Raw genomic sequence first — 13,867 nt, forward strand, 5'->3', positions numbered from 1 at the left:
AAACGAGTGATGAGTTTTTTGATCGCCAAGCGTGTCAGGCTTTATACGCTATGACGGCCTGCATGTATTGGGCGCGCTCGAACGACGAGGGGTCGGCACAATTCTTCTGGCTCATGCTGCCCTGCAGCTGGCTCACCGATTCGTATTCGTGATTCTTCATCCACTCGATCATGCCTTTCTCGATCTCGCGGATATGTTCGATGCCGTGACGCAGCAGCACGGAGCAAAGCTGGGCGACATTTGCTCCCGCCAGCAGGACCTTCAGGACATCATCGGAACTGTGGATTCCGCTGGTAGCCGCGAGATCGGCCTTGATCCGGCCGTACAGGATGGCAACCCAGCGCAGCGGCAGGCGGAGCGCCTGTGGTGTGCTCAACAACACATTGGGACGGATCTCGAGATTGTCGAGATCCATGTCCGGCTGGTAGAAACGATTGAAAAGAACCAGGGCATCGGCTCCCGCATCATCGAAGCGCCTGGCCATGTGCGCCATGCTGCTGAAAAACGGGCTCAACTTGAGCGCCACGGGGATGCTGACCACAAACTTGACCGCCTTGAGAATGTCTACATAGGTCTGTTCGATCACGGCCGAGGATTGCGCCGGGTCGGTGGGAATGAAATAGACATTGAGCTCGAGCGCATCGGCGCCGGCCTCCTCGATCTTCTTGGCATAGTCGACCCAACCGCCGATCGAACTGCCGTTGAGGCTGGCAATGATCGGGATGCCGACTGCCTTCTTGGCCTTGCGGATCTTTTCGAGATAACCCTCCGGGCCTGCGCGATACGCCTCGGGTGCAGGGAAGTAGGTTAGAGATTCGGCGAAGCTCTCGGTTCCGTGCGTGAGGTGGTAATCGAGGGCCTCTCGCTCCCGCGTCAACTGCTCTTCAAACAGGGAATAGAGAACCACTGCCGAGGCGCCGGCGTCTTCCATGCGCCTGAGATTATCAAGGGTGTCCGAAAGAGGCGAAGCGGAAGGCACGAGCGGGGTCCGCAGATTCATGCCCAGATATCGAGTGCGCAGGTCCATATTCTCTCCTTTATCTGCTCAAATATTGCTTCAACACTATGAAGTGTCGCTTCTCATTCTCAAGGCCGCAACCCCGGCATTATACCTTTGATATTGGATTTCGTCTCGCACAACCAGACCCGGGAGTCAGGAGTCGGGAGTCAGAATCTCTTGGGCGATGCGGTGGGCCATCTTCACGCAGTCGTTGAGCCCGACGCCGTAGAAGGCGTTGCCGACGAGATGGAGACCCGGGCGTTGCCGGGTCAGTTCCTCAAGACGTGCGCGGCGCCCGATGTGCCCGAGGGTGAATTGCGGGATAGCGCGCTCCCAGCGATAGACGCGCATAAAAGCCGGGTCACTCCCGATTCCCACCAGGGCTCCCAACTCACTGCGCAGAGTGCGCCAGAGTTCTTCGTCCGAAAGCTTGAGCGCATCGGGATCCCCGGCACCGCCCAACATGGATCGGAACTGGACATATCCTGCCGGGGCACGGTTGGCAAAAATCGACGAGGTCCAGATGGAGCCGAGCGTGCGCAGTCCCTCAGAGCGGGGTATCAGGAAGCCGAAGCCGTCAAGCGCGTGCGCGATGTCTTCGCGCCGGTGTCCCGTGGCCACCACAACGATGGGCGCGTAACGAATGGTCCGGAGTGCGGCCGACAGCTCCGGATCGGTATCTTCGAACATCTGCGTCGCGGCGAAAGTCGGGCAGGCACAGATCAGATTCCTGGTGCGAACCCGGCGTCCTGCCTGATCCGTAACTTCCCACATACCATCGCTCCAGGCGATGCGCACGGCCGGCCGGTTGATGCTGATTATCGCCTGCAGGCGCTCGTGCAGTCGTGTGACCAGAATATCCAAGCCGCCGCGGAACGAAGTGAGGCGTCCACCCGGTCCCGCGGGCCCGCTCGATTTTCTTACTGCCCCATCTCGGCCTCCCGGGCGCCGCTTGAACTGGCGCGCCAGGAGTGCCCGCACCAGCCCGCCATAGCGCTGTTCCATTTCCCGCATGATCGGGAAGCAGGCCGGAAGAGACAGCTCGCGCGCCAGCCCGCCGAAGATTCCGGCGACCATAGGATCAATGAAGGATTCGGCAGCACCGCGGCCGATGCGGCGGGCCGCGAAGTCGAAGACCGACTCGTCGCTGTCGTCGCGGCGCGCTGCGATGAAGGGCTCCATGAAGATGCGCACCTTGTCACGCGGGCTCAGCAGACCGGTGCCTAGAATTGCTCCCGGAGAAAGCGGCACCGGATGCAGGCGCCCATGCTTGACGATAAAGCGTTTCTGGCTGCTGTCGTCGGCCGGTTCCAGTGCTTCCGAGAGACCCACCTCTTCGATCAGCTGCAGGGTCAGCGGCTCGCGATCGAGAAAGCCGTTCGGCCCCCAGTCGATCGAATAGCCGGCGACACGGTCCGTGCCGATCGTGCCGCCCAGTCTTTCGGTGGCCTCCCAGAGCTCCCATCCGCCGGGACGATCGGCCAAACCCAGCCAATGCGCGAGCGAGAGTCCGGAAATCCCGCCACCGACAATCAATCCCTCCAACCGCGGCGTCGCCGCCGAGGTCGCCGGTTGAGTGGCAGTTGTCGGGTTCGGGATCATTCGGGACTCCTGTGTTCCAGGAACAGGACCAGTGGAAAAGCCTAATGTTACCAAATCGGTTCTCGACGTGCCGGAGCTCCGTTGGCGTCTGCATCGGTCTTTGTTGCATTCGACGCTATATGGGTTGAGAAATTCAGTGCAGGCAACTGTCTGGCCATTCTTACTCGAAACCAGCTTTCAGCAAGGCGGGCAAGGACACAACCTCTGTTAAGGGATCGATACAATATTGCTCTTCCCCGGGATACACGACCAGGCGACGGGTCACCTTCACGTCCTCGCAGGCCAAATGGAAGCCCCTGGTTGGATGCGGGCGGCTGAGCGATCGTTTTACTTCTACGGCCCACAACTTGTTCGGCCCGAGGTCCAATAGCAGATCGATCTCAGCTCCAGCAGATGTGCGATAGAACCAAATATTCGCCCCCGCGGGCGCTGCCGAGATAAGATTCTCGATCACGAAACCTTCCCAGCTTGGACCAACAACCGGGTGGCCGAGCAATTGCTCGTGCACCGGCATCCCAAGAAGCGCATGAACGATTCCGCTGTCGCGCACATAAACCTTTGGCGAGCGCACGAGGCGCTTCGAGAGGTTGGGGGTCCAGGGCTGCAATCGCCTCACAAGCAGGAGATCTACCAGGATGTCGAGATACCGTGCAACGGTCTGGCCGCTGACTCCAAGGCCGGCAGCGAGGCGCGCGGCGTTGAGCAATTGGCCTTGACTATGCGCCAGCATCTGCCAGAAGCGATGAAGGGTCTCCGCCGGCACACGAGGCCCCAGAGCCGGAATGTCGCGTTCAAGATAAGTCTGAATGAACGCAAGCCGCCAATCAAAGCTGCCGGAATCATCCGGCGCCAGGTAGCTGTCCGGGAACCCACCGCGCACCCAAAGCCGTTCCACTGCATTCGTGCCAAGAGTTTCGATTTCTCTCACCGTAAACGGCGTAAGTTCCAGATAGGCAATTCTCCCGGCCAGACTCTCCGACGATTGCTTGAGCAGATCCATGGACGCTGAACCGAGAAGCAGGAACTCGCCTGCCCGAATCCCTTCGCGACGTCGCCGATCAATAACACCCCGCAAGACCTGAAAGATCCCCGGCGCACGATGGATTTCGTCGAGAATTACCAGCTGATTCTCATGGGCGGAAAGGTAGAGTTCAGCGTCGGAAAGTTTGGCTCGTTCCGAGGGAAGCTCCAGATCCAGGTAGACGGCCTTTTCGGCGAGATCGTCCGCGAGCGCCCTCGCCAGGGTAGTTTTGCCGGCCTGGCGCGGCCCAAGCAAAGCCACCGCCGGAAACCGGCCAATCATCTCCCGAAGCCGCGCTGTCAGTAGACGTGGTATCATCATAATCCATGTAATTATACTACAGCATGGAAGAATTGATAGGGAGACACGCAAATTACCAGTTTGCCTGGACGGTAACCTTTGGTTAGCAGGAAGAGCATCTGGTGGTCAATGTTCACATTGTTTGGGGCAAACAGGATCAACCAGCAATTCTTATCTGTCCGGAGGCTGACGGCCGTTCACTTTCTGATGGCCGATTCCGGCATCGTGTTTAGATTCAAAGATTTTTGTTGATTTCATCCGCTCTGAAACCGATCATGGAGTGTTTTTGCTTTGCCCAAATTCCCCCAAAAGAATAATTCCGCGGGCGGCGAATTTCTCCGAGCGGGAAGCCGTAGAGCGTGTTGTATTGAGTGGTGATGGGGCTTCCATTTGTGGAAGCATTCTAGGGGATTCCTGCAATGCGTCTCGACCAACTTGGCCCCAATATCATCATCAAGGGCCCGATCTTCCCGGAGCCGGTCCAGATAATCGTCGTCAACCCGGTCGGAGAGGCCTTCAAGGTCATTGCGAAAGGACTGCAATCCGGTCGAGTTCACGAGCCGATTCTCAGCCCCGCTCAGCTTGACTCCCTTGAAGCCGTAACCACCCAAACCTTCGACGGGGACGCCGTACGATTTCGGCTGGCCATTGAAGCCCTCCGCTTGGGCCTGGCCTATGAATACGATCCCTATTTCGCTCTCTCGATTGCGCGAGTTGATCCTCTCCCTCATCAACTCGAGGCCGTCTATGACTATTTCCTCGAGCTGCCCCGCATCCGGTTCCTGCTGGCGGACGATCCCGGCGCCGGCAAGACCATTATGGCGGGCCTGCTTCTGAAGGAACTGAAGATCCGCGGCCTGGTTCAGCGCACGCTCATCGTCACGCCGGCCAACCTGACATTCCAATGGCAGCGCGAGCTGCAGGACAAATTCCACGAAAAATTCCAGGTGATCCGCGGCAGCGTCCTCCGCGCAAACTACGGGCAGAATCCGTGGCAGGACAGAAACCAGGTCATCACTTCGATCTCCTGGGTCTCCCGGATCGAAGAGGCCAAAGACAGCCTGCTCCGCAGCAACTGGGACCTGATCATCGTCGACGAGGCGCACAAGATGAGCGCCTACAATACCGAGAAGAAGACGCTCGCCTACCAGCTCGGCGAGCTGCTCTCGGAAAAGACCGATCATTACCTCCTGATGACCGCGACGCCGCACAAGGGGGATGCCGAAAACTTCTGCCTTTTCCTGGCGCTCCTCGACCGCGACGTCTACGGCGACGTGAGCAGCCTCGAAGAAGCCCTGAAGCGCAGCCACGCACCGTTTTACCTGCGCAGGACCAAGCAAGCGCTCTATTCATTCCCGGATACTGAAACCGGCGAAGTCAAAAAGCTCTTCATGCGCCGCCACGTCCGCACCGTTCCCTTCGAGATCGACGCCGACGAGCAAAAGGACCTGTACGGCCCCTCGGAAATACCTGAAACTCAGAGGCTAAAGAGCGCAAAGTCAATGACCTGGCGAGGCGAAATCCCACCCCAGAAATGGATGAACTTCTACATGAAAGTGCTATCGAGATTCGCAGTGGCCGGCGGCCTCAAACTAGAAGTCACAGCCGAAATCAGGCCGCCGGGTGGCATAACTGCCCAGCAAACCGAAGAAACTCGCCAATGCCTGCGCGAACTCGGCCTGAGCGATTCCGTAAATAAGGATTGAACGGCAGTACGTTTACTAAGTCGGCCTGAGCGAAATGAGCACAGATATCCTTATGATTCGCATTACAGGAGGCAACGGTGACTGATTCACCTGCATTGCACTTGCACAACAGTCTGCGACAGGCCAAGGAACGATGGGCAATCTTTTTGGGTGCGGGTTCAAGTCATGACTACGGCATCCCAACTATGGCGGAGATGGCGAATATCCTTCGTATCCTGATGAAATCTGGGAAGCCCGAGCACGGAATTAGCCAGTCAACGCTGAGTCTGCTAGCCAAGCTCTGTCCTGAGAGTGAGGGAAAGGAAGTGTCTTGGAACATCGAGGATTTGCTCACTCGGCTACATCAATTACTTGACTCGGCAGCGGAGCCACCCAGCGGATTCGCGCCAGTGAAAACGCTACTCGGCGAGTCACAGGTTGACTTGGCGGCGATCACGCAAGCGTCCGAAGATCTTGTCCGATTCATGGCGACGATGTGCGACTTAGAAAGCCACAAGTATTCGGACCATGGAACCGGCGAGGTGAATTACCTTTCCGATTTCCTCCTTTCGATGGCCTCTTTCGGAACTTCAATGAATCAACTTGTCCGTGTGTTCACCACTAACATCGACTTGTGCATTGAAGCGGCTATGGTGCGACTTTCCCAGCGGCCACGTTCAGATCGCCGACCAGACCTCGTATTGGTTGACGGATTTGAAAGTGCGATTCTACCCACATTCAACATGGGTTGCTACACGCGCGCCGCCTCCGCTCCCGGGAATCGGTGTGCCGTCTACTACTGGAAGCTTCACGGTTCCGTCGATTGGACATATGCCCAACCGTTGGCTGAGGAGAAAACCAAAGAGGATAAGGGATACTCCGATCAGTCCATCATAGTACGGCGGGTAGGCAACGAGCTTTGGGGCAAACTGGCGAGTTGCTGCGCTCTGCATGAGAAGCCTTCCCAAGAAAACGAGCCGATCGTCATATTTCCGACTCCCGCAAAGTACTCACAGACGTACACGTTCCCGTACATGGATATGTTCGAAGCGTTCCGGAGGACACTTGAAGAGGTCGAGCTCCTGATTTGCGTCGGGACGGCTTTCCCTGACCGACACATCCGTTCAGCTGTCCGTTCCTTTGTCGAGCGTGATAACACCCTTCTCTTCATTATCGATCCCCAAATGAGTTCAGGAACACTATCGTCTTACTTTGGCCGATCTCGATCTGTCCAACCCGTAATAAATATGAGATTTAAGCAATTCATTGAGGAGTTCAGGGCATTGGAAGCAACCAACGATAATGCACCAATTGCGGAGGGCCAATCATGAGCAAGAACATCGGACATGTCCTTGCGGTATCGGGGGCTCACCTGACAGTCGAAGTTGACCCGCATTTGAGCGATCTACATGTTCGACATGAGGGTGCAACATATACCGTCGGCCAACCAGGGACGTATCTGATCGTTGACGCAGGCCACGACAAACACCTCGTGCTGGCTACCACTGTGCGCAAGAGTCAGTGGGCTCCATTAGCAACACGTACAGGCGCCGAAAAAACGGAAACGATTCTGCCGCACGGCGACTTTCCTTATCTCCCGTCGCCACTACCGCAGCTTGACAAAACACTGATAGACGGGATTCTGGTAGGCACGATCGTGGGCAACAGATTCGAAGTAGGTGTCTCACGTCTTCCCGTAGTCGGTGATGTCGTCATGCTCGCGCTCGAACACCACCTCCGGATAGCATTGTCACCTCCGGCAGATCGGAAGGTACTTTCAATTGGGGATTATGTCGATTCAGAACTGCCTGTTTACCTCGATGTTGACCATTTATTAGGGAAACACACCGCCATCGTGGGGACAACCGGATGTGGTAAATCCTACACAGTTGCACGTCTACTACAGCGCCTTATAGATGAATTCCCCAGTGCAAATATTGTCGTGTTCGACTTGCACGGTGAATACAGAAATTGCTTTCACCATGCTCGACAGGTTCGTGCAGATCTGCTCTCCCTCCCCGCATGGTTACATGGATTTGATGACCTTTTCTCTCTGTGTGCCGACTTAAGCAATCAGTTTAACATCCACAACCAACGGTGGGCATTCCGAGATGGGATTCTTAAATTAAAGCAGGAATATTGCAGAAGCGTGCTAAAAGACGACCAGTTGGCCAATAAGATCGATCTTGATGCCCCTATTCCGTTTTTGTTCGATGGGCTCCAAAACTATCTTCACAACTTGAACTCAGCTACATATAGCTCCGACACGGACAAGCTCGCTCTCGAAGCTGGAGAAAAGGAAGACTGGTTTGGTGCACGAATGAGATTCCAGGCGAAAAAGCCCAGAGTGGTGACCGGAGGTCCTCTTCACGGGGAACTGGACCGACTCACACTTCGTGTCGACGCACGCGTAAATGACCCGCGGTACTCTTTCATGTTTCAGTACAAGCTGAAAGGGGAAAATGAACTTCCTGAAATGGTCAAAGACATGACCGGCTTCAGGGGGGTGAACGCTCAGCCAATAACTGTTTTTGACCTCAGCTATCTCCCATCGGAAACTGTAGGCACAGTCGTGGCGACGCTCTCCCGAGTACTTTTTCAGGTGCACTTCCTAGCCAAACGCGGCCTCTGCACACCCACACTTGCCGTCTATGAAGAGGCCCACAATTACATATCAAGAAGCGGCCGCGGAGCGTATGGAGAGGCCAGAGATAGCGTTGAGCGAATTGCCAAGGAGGGCCGAAAATTCGGGATTGGCACAATCGTTGTCAGTCAGAGACCCAGTGAGCTGAGTGAGACGCTACTCAGCCAATGCAATACCTTCCTGTGCATGCGTCTTGCCAACAACACTGACAAGAATCACGTCGTGGCCCTTCTCCCAGATTCTATGCAGATGCTCACAGATGTTCTGCCGGCTCTTCCGCGGGGACAAGTAATGGCCATTGGACTGGCATCCAAGATGCCCGTGCGGCTTGCTGTGGCTCGAATCGAGGACGAAAAGCGCGTCCCGAACAGCGGGGATCCTGAATTCGGGAAGCGTTGGAGCGGAAACATGGAGAAACGGCCCGAGCCCGATGTGGCGAAGATCTGTGATTATTGGATCCGCTCAGAGAAACCCAAACCTGATTCCGAGTGAGGAGATTAGTGGTGCTTGGCTATGTTGTCTGTTATCAAGAACTGGAATTGCAAAAACTTCCTGGACCAATAGAATGAAGAAGATCGCCCCGGCAGCCATTGTGGCTCTTAAAGAAGCGGTCACTCAGCTTTACTGGTACAAGAGCGACCTGCGGAGCTTTCTCACAAACACACTCGTCACTCCCGGCCTCCTGGAAGGGCTGAATTGGGACGACTACAAGCGGAACATCGCTAGCAAGTTGGTCGACTTCATGGCGAAGAGGCAGGATCAGTATCAAAACGATCTTGTGTGTCTCATCAGTGAGGTCGCGCGCGTTGAGGATTTCTCCCACCTTGAACGCCTCGAGGGTGGCAAGGAGAAGGCTGCCGCTGCGCGCGCCGCGGTTCGTGCTTTGCGCAGATTGGCAGGAGGTCATGATGCGCTTTTGGAGGAGCAGAAGAAGGTGGAAGAGCGCCGGCGCGTTGCGCACGAGGAACTCTTGCGAAAGACGGCAGTGCGCGAAGGTTTAGAAAAGCTAAACCGGGATTACCTGGCGTTGCTGACCGATACGGATCATCAGCACCGTGGATATCAACTTGAGAAGATTCTCCGGATGCTCTTTGAGCTGTTCGATCTGGACCCCAGAGCGTCGTTTAAAATCACAGGAGAACAGATCGATGGAGCATTCACGTTCGAAGGGACGGATTACCTCTTCGAAGGTAAATGGCAGCAAGAGCTTGTCGGGGCTGCCAAACTAGATAGTCTCGCGGGCAAACTCTCGCGCAAGCTCGATAATACCCTGGGCCTCTTCCTCTCGATAAATGGGTTTTCAGATGACGGCATTAAGGCCCATTCGTCAGGGCGTAGACTGATGATTCTCATGGATGGCAGCGATTTGATGGCTGTCCTCGAGGGGCGCATCGATTTGATCCAGTTGCTATTGCGAAAGCGGCGCGAAGCATCTCAAACCGGACGCATCTACCTTCGAATTCATGAAATTCTATGATGACAGGCAAATACCATGAGGAAGTGCACCGTCATTGCTACATGTCTGATGAATTCCAGGTTCATCAATAAACTTGAGGACGCCGAAGCCACCGTCGAGAAGATCTTCCGAACCGAGTTTCCCGAGTCTGACTTCGTCGACTGGAACCGCGAAATTGATGATCGGGCGGCACAGAACATAATTAAAAGCGTAGGCTGCGCGTCTCGCATCAACGTTAGGAGGTTTATCGAGGACTTCGACATTTAGAGCCGAGGATAAGCACGTCCCTCCGTCGGAGCTCCTGTTTGTGATTTCGCGGATCGAGTTGGCCGGGGGGACTGACGACGCCAAGGCGCTGTATCAAAAACGGATGATCTCAATTATGAAGGGAAATAGGGACGCTACCTTATTACAAGGGATCATGACTCGGAGGGCGCGGGCCGACCTCGATAAATATTGCAGTGAAAGGAGATCATGCATTCGGGAAGATTTCTGGATGGACTTTGCTCCAGTTTTGGCCCTCCTTTTATGATCACAAGAAAAATCGAAGACTGGATCGCCGGTGGCATGGTCAGGTCATAAACAAATGGGAGGTCATAACAGATAGTCCGGGTCAATTGCTGCGCCAGAGAACGTTCTATATCAGACTGAAGCACCGGGAATCGTTGGGATAGGGGTGTGGGCCCTGGATGAATGGTGCTGGAATGTGAGTCCATTGTACCGCGGGGATACATGAACGCGCAAAGGTACGAGTTTTGTTCTTCATTGTTTCGAACAGGCCGCCGAGACTGTCTCGAACAAACCGTTCCAAGGTGACAAAGGCAACCAGCATAAATCGTGCGGCGCGCGCTGATCATTGAGCTGCCTAGGAGAGGAGTCAAACGTGCAGACGCTGAAAAAGTTCTTGACCGATCTCAATTCGATCCCGGCATCGGCCGCGTGGGTGCTGGCCGATCTCGGCGAGGCCCGCGGAAAGCAGGAGCTTTTCGTCCGCCAAGCGCCGCAAAAGCTGAAAGCTTTGAGGGAGCATGCGCTCATCGAAAGTGCCATCTCGTCAAACCGCATCGAGGGGATCGAGATCGATCGGGCCCGAGTCGGCACGATCGTTTTCGGGAAACCGCCATTGCGTGATCGCAACGAAGAAGAAGTCCGCGGCTATCGGGATGCGTTGAAGATAATCCATGAGCGGGCTTCGGATCTCAATGTTTCCGTTGAAACGATCGTCAAAATGCACCGGCTTTGCCGGAGCGGCGCATGGGATGCCGGCAGATTCAAAGAGAAGGAAGGAGACATCATCGAGAAGTACCCGGACGGGCGCGTTCGCGTACGATTCAAAACCGTTTCCCCGGAACTGACGCCGTCCTTCATGCGGGAGTTGGTGTCCCTGTGGGACCGCTGCCTGGAGGAAAACGGTGTCCACCCTCTGGTTGCGCTTGCCGCCTTCAACCTCGACTTCCTTTGCATTCATCCGTTCCGAGACGGAAATGGACGCGTCTCACGCCTCATGCTTCTGCTTCAGTGCTACCTCCTCGGCTATGATGTCGGACGCTATATCAGCCTGGAACGACTTATAGAACAGAACAAGGAGCGATATTATGAAACGCTCGAATCAAGCTCCCAGGGCTGGCACGAAGGGAAACACGATCCCTGGCCATACATAGGCTACCTCCTCTTTATCATCAAATCGGCATACGGGGAGTTCGAAGTTCGGTTGGGACAGACTAAGAGCCCGCGCGGCGCCAAGACACAATTGATCGAAGCCGCCATCAGTAATTTCCCGGGGCCGTTTTCTCTGGCCCAGCTGGAAAACGCCTGTCCAGGGGTAAGCCGCGACATGATCCGCAAGGTCCTGCGCAATCTTCAGACTGGCGGAAACGTGGAATGCCTGGGCCGCGGCCCCGGCGCAGCCTGGCGCAAAAGGAGGTAATACCCTCAAAAGAGGGCAATAGAAGGGGTACTGTGTTTTCCAATGAGAACGGATCCGAGGGAAATGGGGACTGACCGTGTGAAATAGGGACGGCACCCTATTTCCCGGAGGCTATAAAGGTCGCCGGCCATTGCGTGTGATGCGGCAGTTTGCGCCGAATGCGATTACTTGCGTCCGCAACGGTTGTTGGTCAGGTCGTTCAGAGACGGGAGACCTTCGCGCTCAAGGAATGTGCCGAGATGCATGTCACCGCGCACTCCAAAATCGCGATCGTATTGTTTGTCGATGGTTTCCATGTGGGTGTCGTCCCGCTTATCGAGATCGGGGAACAAGCTACTCGACTCCCGATTGGAGTATGCATGAATTCCCAGGTTGAGTAATTTGTTTCCAGATCCCAGAGATGGCAAATATTGCGCCTATCACCGGGCATTGCGAATCCGAGGTCGATTCCATGAGGTCAGAAAATCATCTCCGGCGAAAGACTTTATCCCTCTTTTGCATTGCGTCCCTCTTTCTGGCTTGTTCTTCGTTCGGCCAGTCCCAAACGGAGACTTTCCGGTTGGCCAGCGTCAAGATAACGGGACTCAGTAGCTTTGACGCCACGCAGGTGGTGTCCGCCAGCGGCTTGCACAGCAACCAAAGCATCACCCTGCAGGACATTCAGGCGGCGGTGCAAAGACTGGCGCAGCCTGGCTTCTTTGAAAGTGTCAAATACCGTTACAGCTACGACTCGGGAAAGATGGATTTAGAGTTTCAGGTTGTCGAGACAAAGAAGCTCCTGCCCTGCATCTTCAACAATTTCGTGTGGTTTAACGACAACGAAATTCTCAATGCCATGCGCGCGAGAATGCCGATGTTCAGCGGGCGCATACCTGAGGTGGGAACGGCTCTGCAGGATGTTACGCGAGCATTGCAAGACCTCCTGCGCGCACGCAACATCGCCGGGGCTGTGACCACCATGCTGTACCAGGAGCATCAAGGCGCTCCACTCCAGTGTCTTTTCCAGGTTTCCGGCGTCGATCTGCCCATCCGTAAGTTGGAGTTTCCCGGATCAAAGGCTGTTCCTGAGCCAGAGCTGCAGGAGAAGGCCAAGCCCTTGCTTGGTCAACAGTACTCCAGAACTTTGGCGCAAAAATTTGCGCGCGAGACTCTTGCTCAGCTATTTCGCAAGAAAGGGTACCTGCGCATGCGGTTTAAGGATGTAGCGCTCAGGATCGAGGACGAATCGGCATCGGCAACCGGCATCACCGTAATACTGGAACCGGATGAGGGATTGGAATACACGTGGAGTAATGCCCTTTGGACTGGAGATAGCGGGCTGCTCCATGAAGATCTGAATCTGATAATGCGGCTAAAGACCGGAGACATTGCCGATGGTATCCAAATTGATGAAGGCCTTGCAGCAATAGAAAGGCATTTTGGCAAATATGGCTATATCGAGGCGCAGACCAAGGCAACGCCGGATTTCAACGATGCGGATCGCACCGTGACCTATAATATTCAAGTGGACGCCGGGCCCCAATACCGCATGGGTAGCCTAATCTTCAAAGGCGTGCAGGAGCAGGTCGCCAAGCGGCTGGAGTCGCTATGGCGCCTGCGAGCCGGTGATATCTTCGACGTCAGTTACGCAAATGAGTTCCCGAAGAAGGATGCGAAAGAGGAAATCGCCAAGATTCGTCCCAAGCAAATAATCATGACGATGACAGCAGATCGTGAGCATCTGCTCGAAAATGTAACTTTCGAGTTTAAGTAACCACGCAGATTCAGGAAAGGCAGCAGGACGTTTCAACAGCATGCCTTGGAAGTTGTGTGTTGATGCCTTATGGAACATGAGGCAAAGAACCATGAATCATTGCTTCAATCTGAGATGCACGATCGCGCTCGCTCTGGGGCTGATGCCCATTTTCGCGCAGGGCCGACAGGCCTCCCTTAAAAAGGAATCCGCCAGCACCGATTAGTCGCGGCGGATGCACGTCATCGTCATGGCATCAGAAGCGATTGGCTCGCGGCCTCCCCAAACTCACGTTGACGTAGTCCCACTTCGGGGGATGGGGTCTGGCGACGGCAAGTGTTTGCAGCGCTTGGGAAGATCGGCTTCGGCGCTCGGGATAAGTGACCCGCTGCTGCTCTCCAAAAATGACCCACCCTCGTTTTTCGCAGATCGTATGTTCCGCAACTGAATGATTCGGCTGCCATGGTGACGATGAGTCACCATGCCTGATGCTGCGAAGA

Annotated in this window: 12 protein-coding genes; 7 read left to right on the forward strand and 5 right to left on the reverse strand. The window is 55.3% G+C overall.

The annotated features are described in order from the left end of the window. Positions 1-34: 34 nt before the first annotated feature. From LAP85_16105 to LAP85_16115, 3 genes are all read right to left on the reverse strand, one after another. Complete coding sequence (locus LAP85_16105) at positions 35-1,027, reverse strand: dihydroorotate dehydrogenase-like protein (GenBank protein ID MBZ5497927.1); 993 nt, start codon at positions 1,025-1,027, stop codon at positions 35-37. A 126-nt stretch (positions 1,028-1,153) separates the two neighbouring features. Further along, entirely contained in the window at positions 1,154-2,602 is a 1,449-nt protein-coding gene (hemG, locus tag LAP85_16110) for a protoporphyrinogen oxidase (GenBank protein MBZ5497928.1), read from the reverse strand. Positions 2,603-2,762: 160 nt separating this feature from the next. After that, positions 2,763-3,941: an ATP-binding protein gene (locus LAP85_16115; GenBank protein ID MBZ5497929.1), complete on the reverse strand. Its 1,179-nt coding sequence runs from the start codon at positions 3,939-3,941 to the stop codon at positions 2,763-2,765. A 401-nt stretch (positions 3,942-4,342) separates the two neighbouring features. Here LAP85_16115 and LAP85_16120 point away from each other — a divergent pair, with 401 nt between their 5' ends. From LAP85_16120 to LAP85_16145, 6 genes are all read left to right on the forward strand, one after another. Further along, positions 4,343-5,629 carry a DEAD/DEAH box helicase gene (locus LAP85_16120; GenBank protein MBZ5497930.1) on the forward strand — a complete coding sequence of 429 codons (1,287 nt, stop codon included), beginning with the start codon at positions 4,343-4,345 and terminating at the stop codon, positions 5,627-5,629. A gap of 77 nt (positions 5,630-5,706) precedes the next feature. Then, positions 5,707-6,939 (forward strand): SIR2 family protein, encoded by a 1,233-nt coding sequence (locus tag LAP85_16125; GenBank protein ID MBZ5497931.1) that lies wholly within the window; start codon positions 5,707-5,709, stop codon positions 6,937-6,939. Next, the gene (locus LAP85_16130) at positions 6,936-8,744 is read left to right on the forward strand and encodes an ATP-binding protein (protein MBZ5497932.1); all 1,809 of its coding nucleotides are present in this window, start codon (positions 6,936-6,938) and stop codon (positions 8,742-8,744) included. The genes LAP85_16125 and LAP85_16130 overlap by 4 nt, the downstream gene beginning before the upstream one ends. A gap of 73 nt (positions 8,745-8,817) precedes the next feature. Further along, positions 8,818-9,729 carry a hypothetical protein gene (locus LAP85_16135; GenBank protein ID MBZ5497933.1) on the forward strand — a complete coding sequence of 304 codons (912 nt, stop codon included), beginning with the start codon at positions 8,818-8,820 and terminating at the stop codon, positions 9,727-9,729. A 15-nt stretch (positions 9,730-9,744) separates the two neighbouring features. After that, positions 9,745-9,975, forward strand: a complete 231-nt coding sequence (locus LAP85_16140; protein MBZ5497934.1) for a hypothetical protein — start codon at positions 9,745-9,747, stop codon at positions 9,973-9,975. A gap of 616 nt (positions 9,976-10,591) precedes the next feature. Continuing rightward, positions 10,592-11,635 (forward strand): Fic family protein, encoded by a 1,044-nt coding sequence (locus tag LAP85_16145; protein MBZ5497935.1) that lies wholly within the window; start codon positions 10,592-10,594, stop codon positions 11,633-11,635. Positions 11,636-11,799: 164 nt separating this feature from the next. Here the strand turns inward: LAP85_16145 and LAP85_16150 are convergent, their stop codons facing one another. Next, positions 11,800-11,967 carry a hypothetical protein gene (locus tag LAP85_16150; GenBank protein MBZ5497936.1) on the reverse strand — a complete coding sequence of 56 codons (168 nt, stop codon included), beginning with the start codon at positions 11,965-11,967 and terminating at the stop codon, positions 11,800-11,802. 227 nt (positions 11,968-12,194) lie between these two features. Between LAP85_16150 and LAP85_16155 the strand changes: the two genes are divergently transcribed. Next, positions 12,195-13,388 (forward strand): hypothetical protein, encoded by a 1,194-nt coding sequence (locus LAP85_16155; protein ID MBZ5497937.1) that lies wholly within the window; start codon positions 12,195-12,197, stop codon positions 13,386-13,388. Positions 13,389-13,623: 235 nt separating this feature from the next. On the opposite strand, the gene LAP85_16160 is transcribed toward LAP85_16155, so the two are convergent. Beyond that, positions 13,624-13,867: hypothetical protein (locus LAP85_16160; GenBank protein ID MBZ5497938.1), on the reverse strand; the 244-nt coding region annotated here is incomplete at its 5' end.

The sequence above is a fragment of the Terriglobia bacterium genome, from assembly GCA_020072565.1.
In the GTDB taxonomy this organism is placed as follows: domain Bacteria; phylum Acidobacteriota; class UBA6911; order UBA6911; family UBA6911; genus JAFNAG01.

Bases quoted from the DNA above. Each gene is read 5' to 3' on its own strand.
- LAP85_16105 (MBZ5497927.1), bottom strand. From the start codon at position 1,027: ATGGACCTGCGCACTCGATATCTGGGCATGAATCTGCGGACCCCGCTC.
- hemG (MBZ5497928.1), bottom strand. From the start codon at position 2,602: ATGATCCCGAACCCGACAACTGCCACTCAACCGGCGACCTCGGCGGCG.
- LAP85_16115 (MBZ5497929.1), bottom strand. From the start codon at position 3,941: ATGATACCACGTCTACTGACAGCGCGGCTTCGGGAGATGATTGGCCGG.
- LAP85_16120 (MBZ5497930.1), top strand. From the start codon at position 4,343: ATGCGTCTCGACCAACTTGGCCCCAATATCATCATCAAGGGCCCGATC.
- LAP85_16130 (MBZ5497932.1), top strand. From the start codon at position 6,936: ATGAGCAAGAACATCGGACATGTCCTTGCGGTATCGGGGGCTCACCTG.
- LAP85_16135 (MBZ5497933.1), top strand. From the start codon at position 8,818: ATGAAGAAGATCGCCCCGGCAGCCATTGTGGCTCTTAAAGAAGCGGTC.
- LAP85_16140 (MBZ5497934.1), top strand. From the start codon at position 9,745: ATGAGGAAGTGCACCGTCATTGCTACATGTCTGATGAATTCCAGGTTC.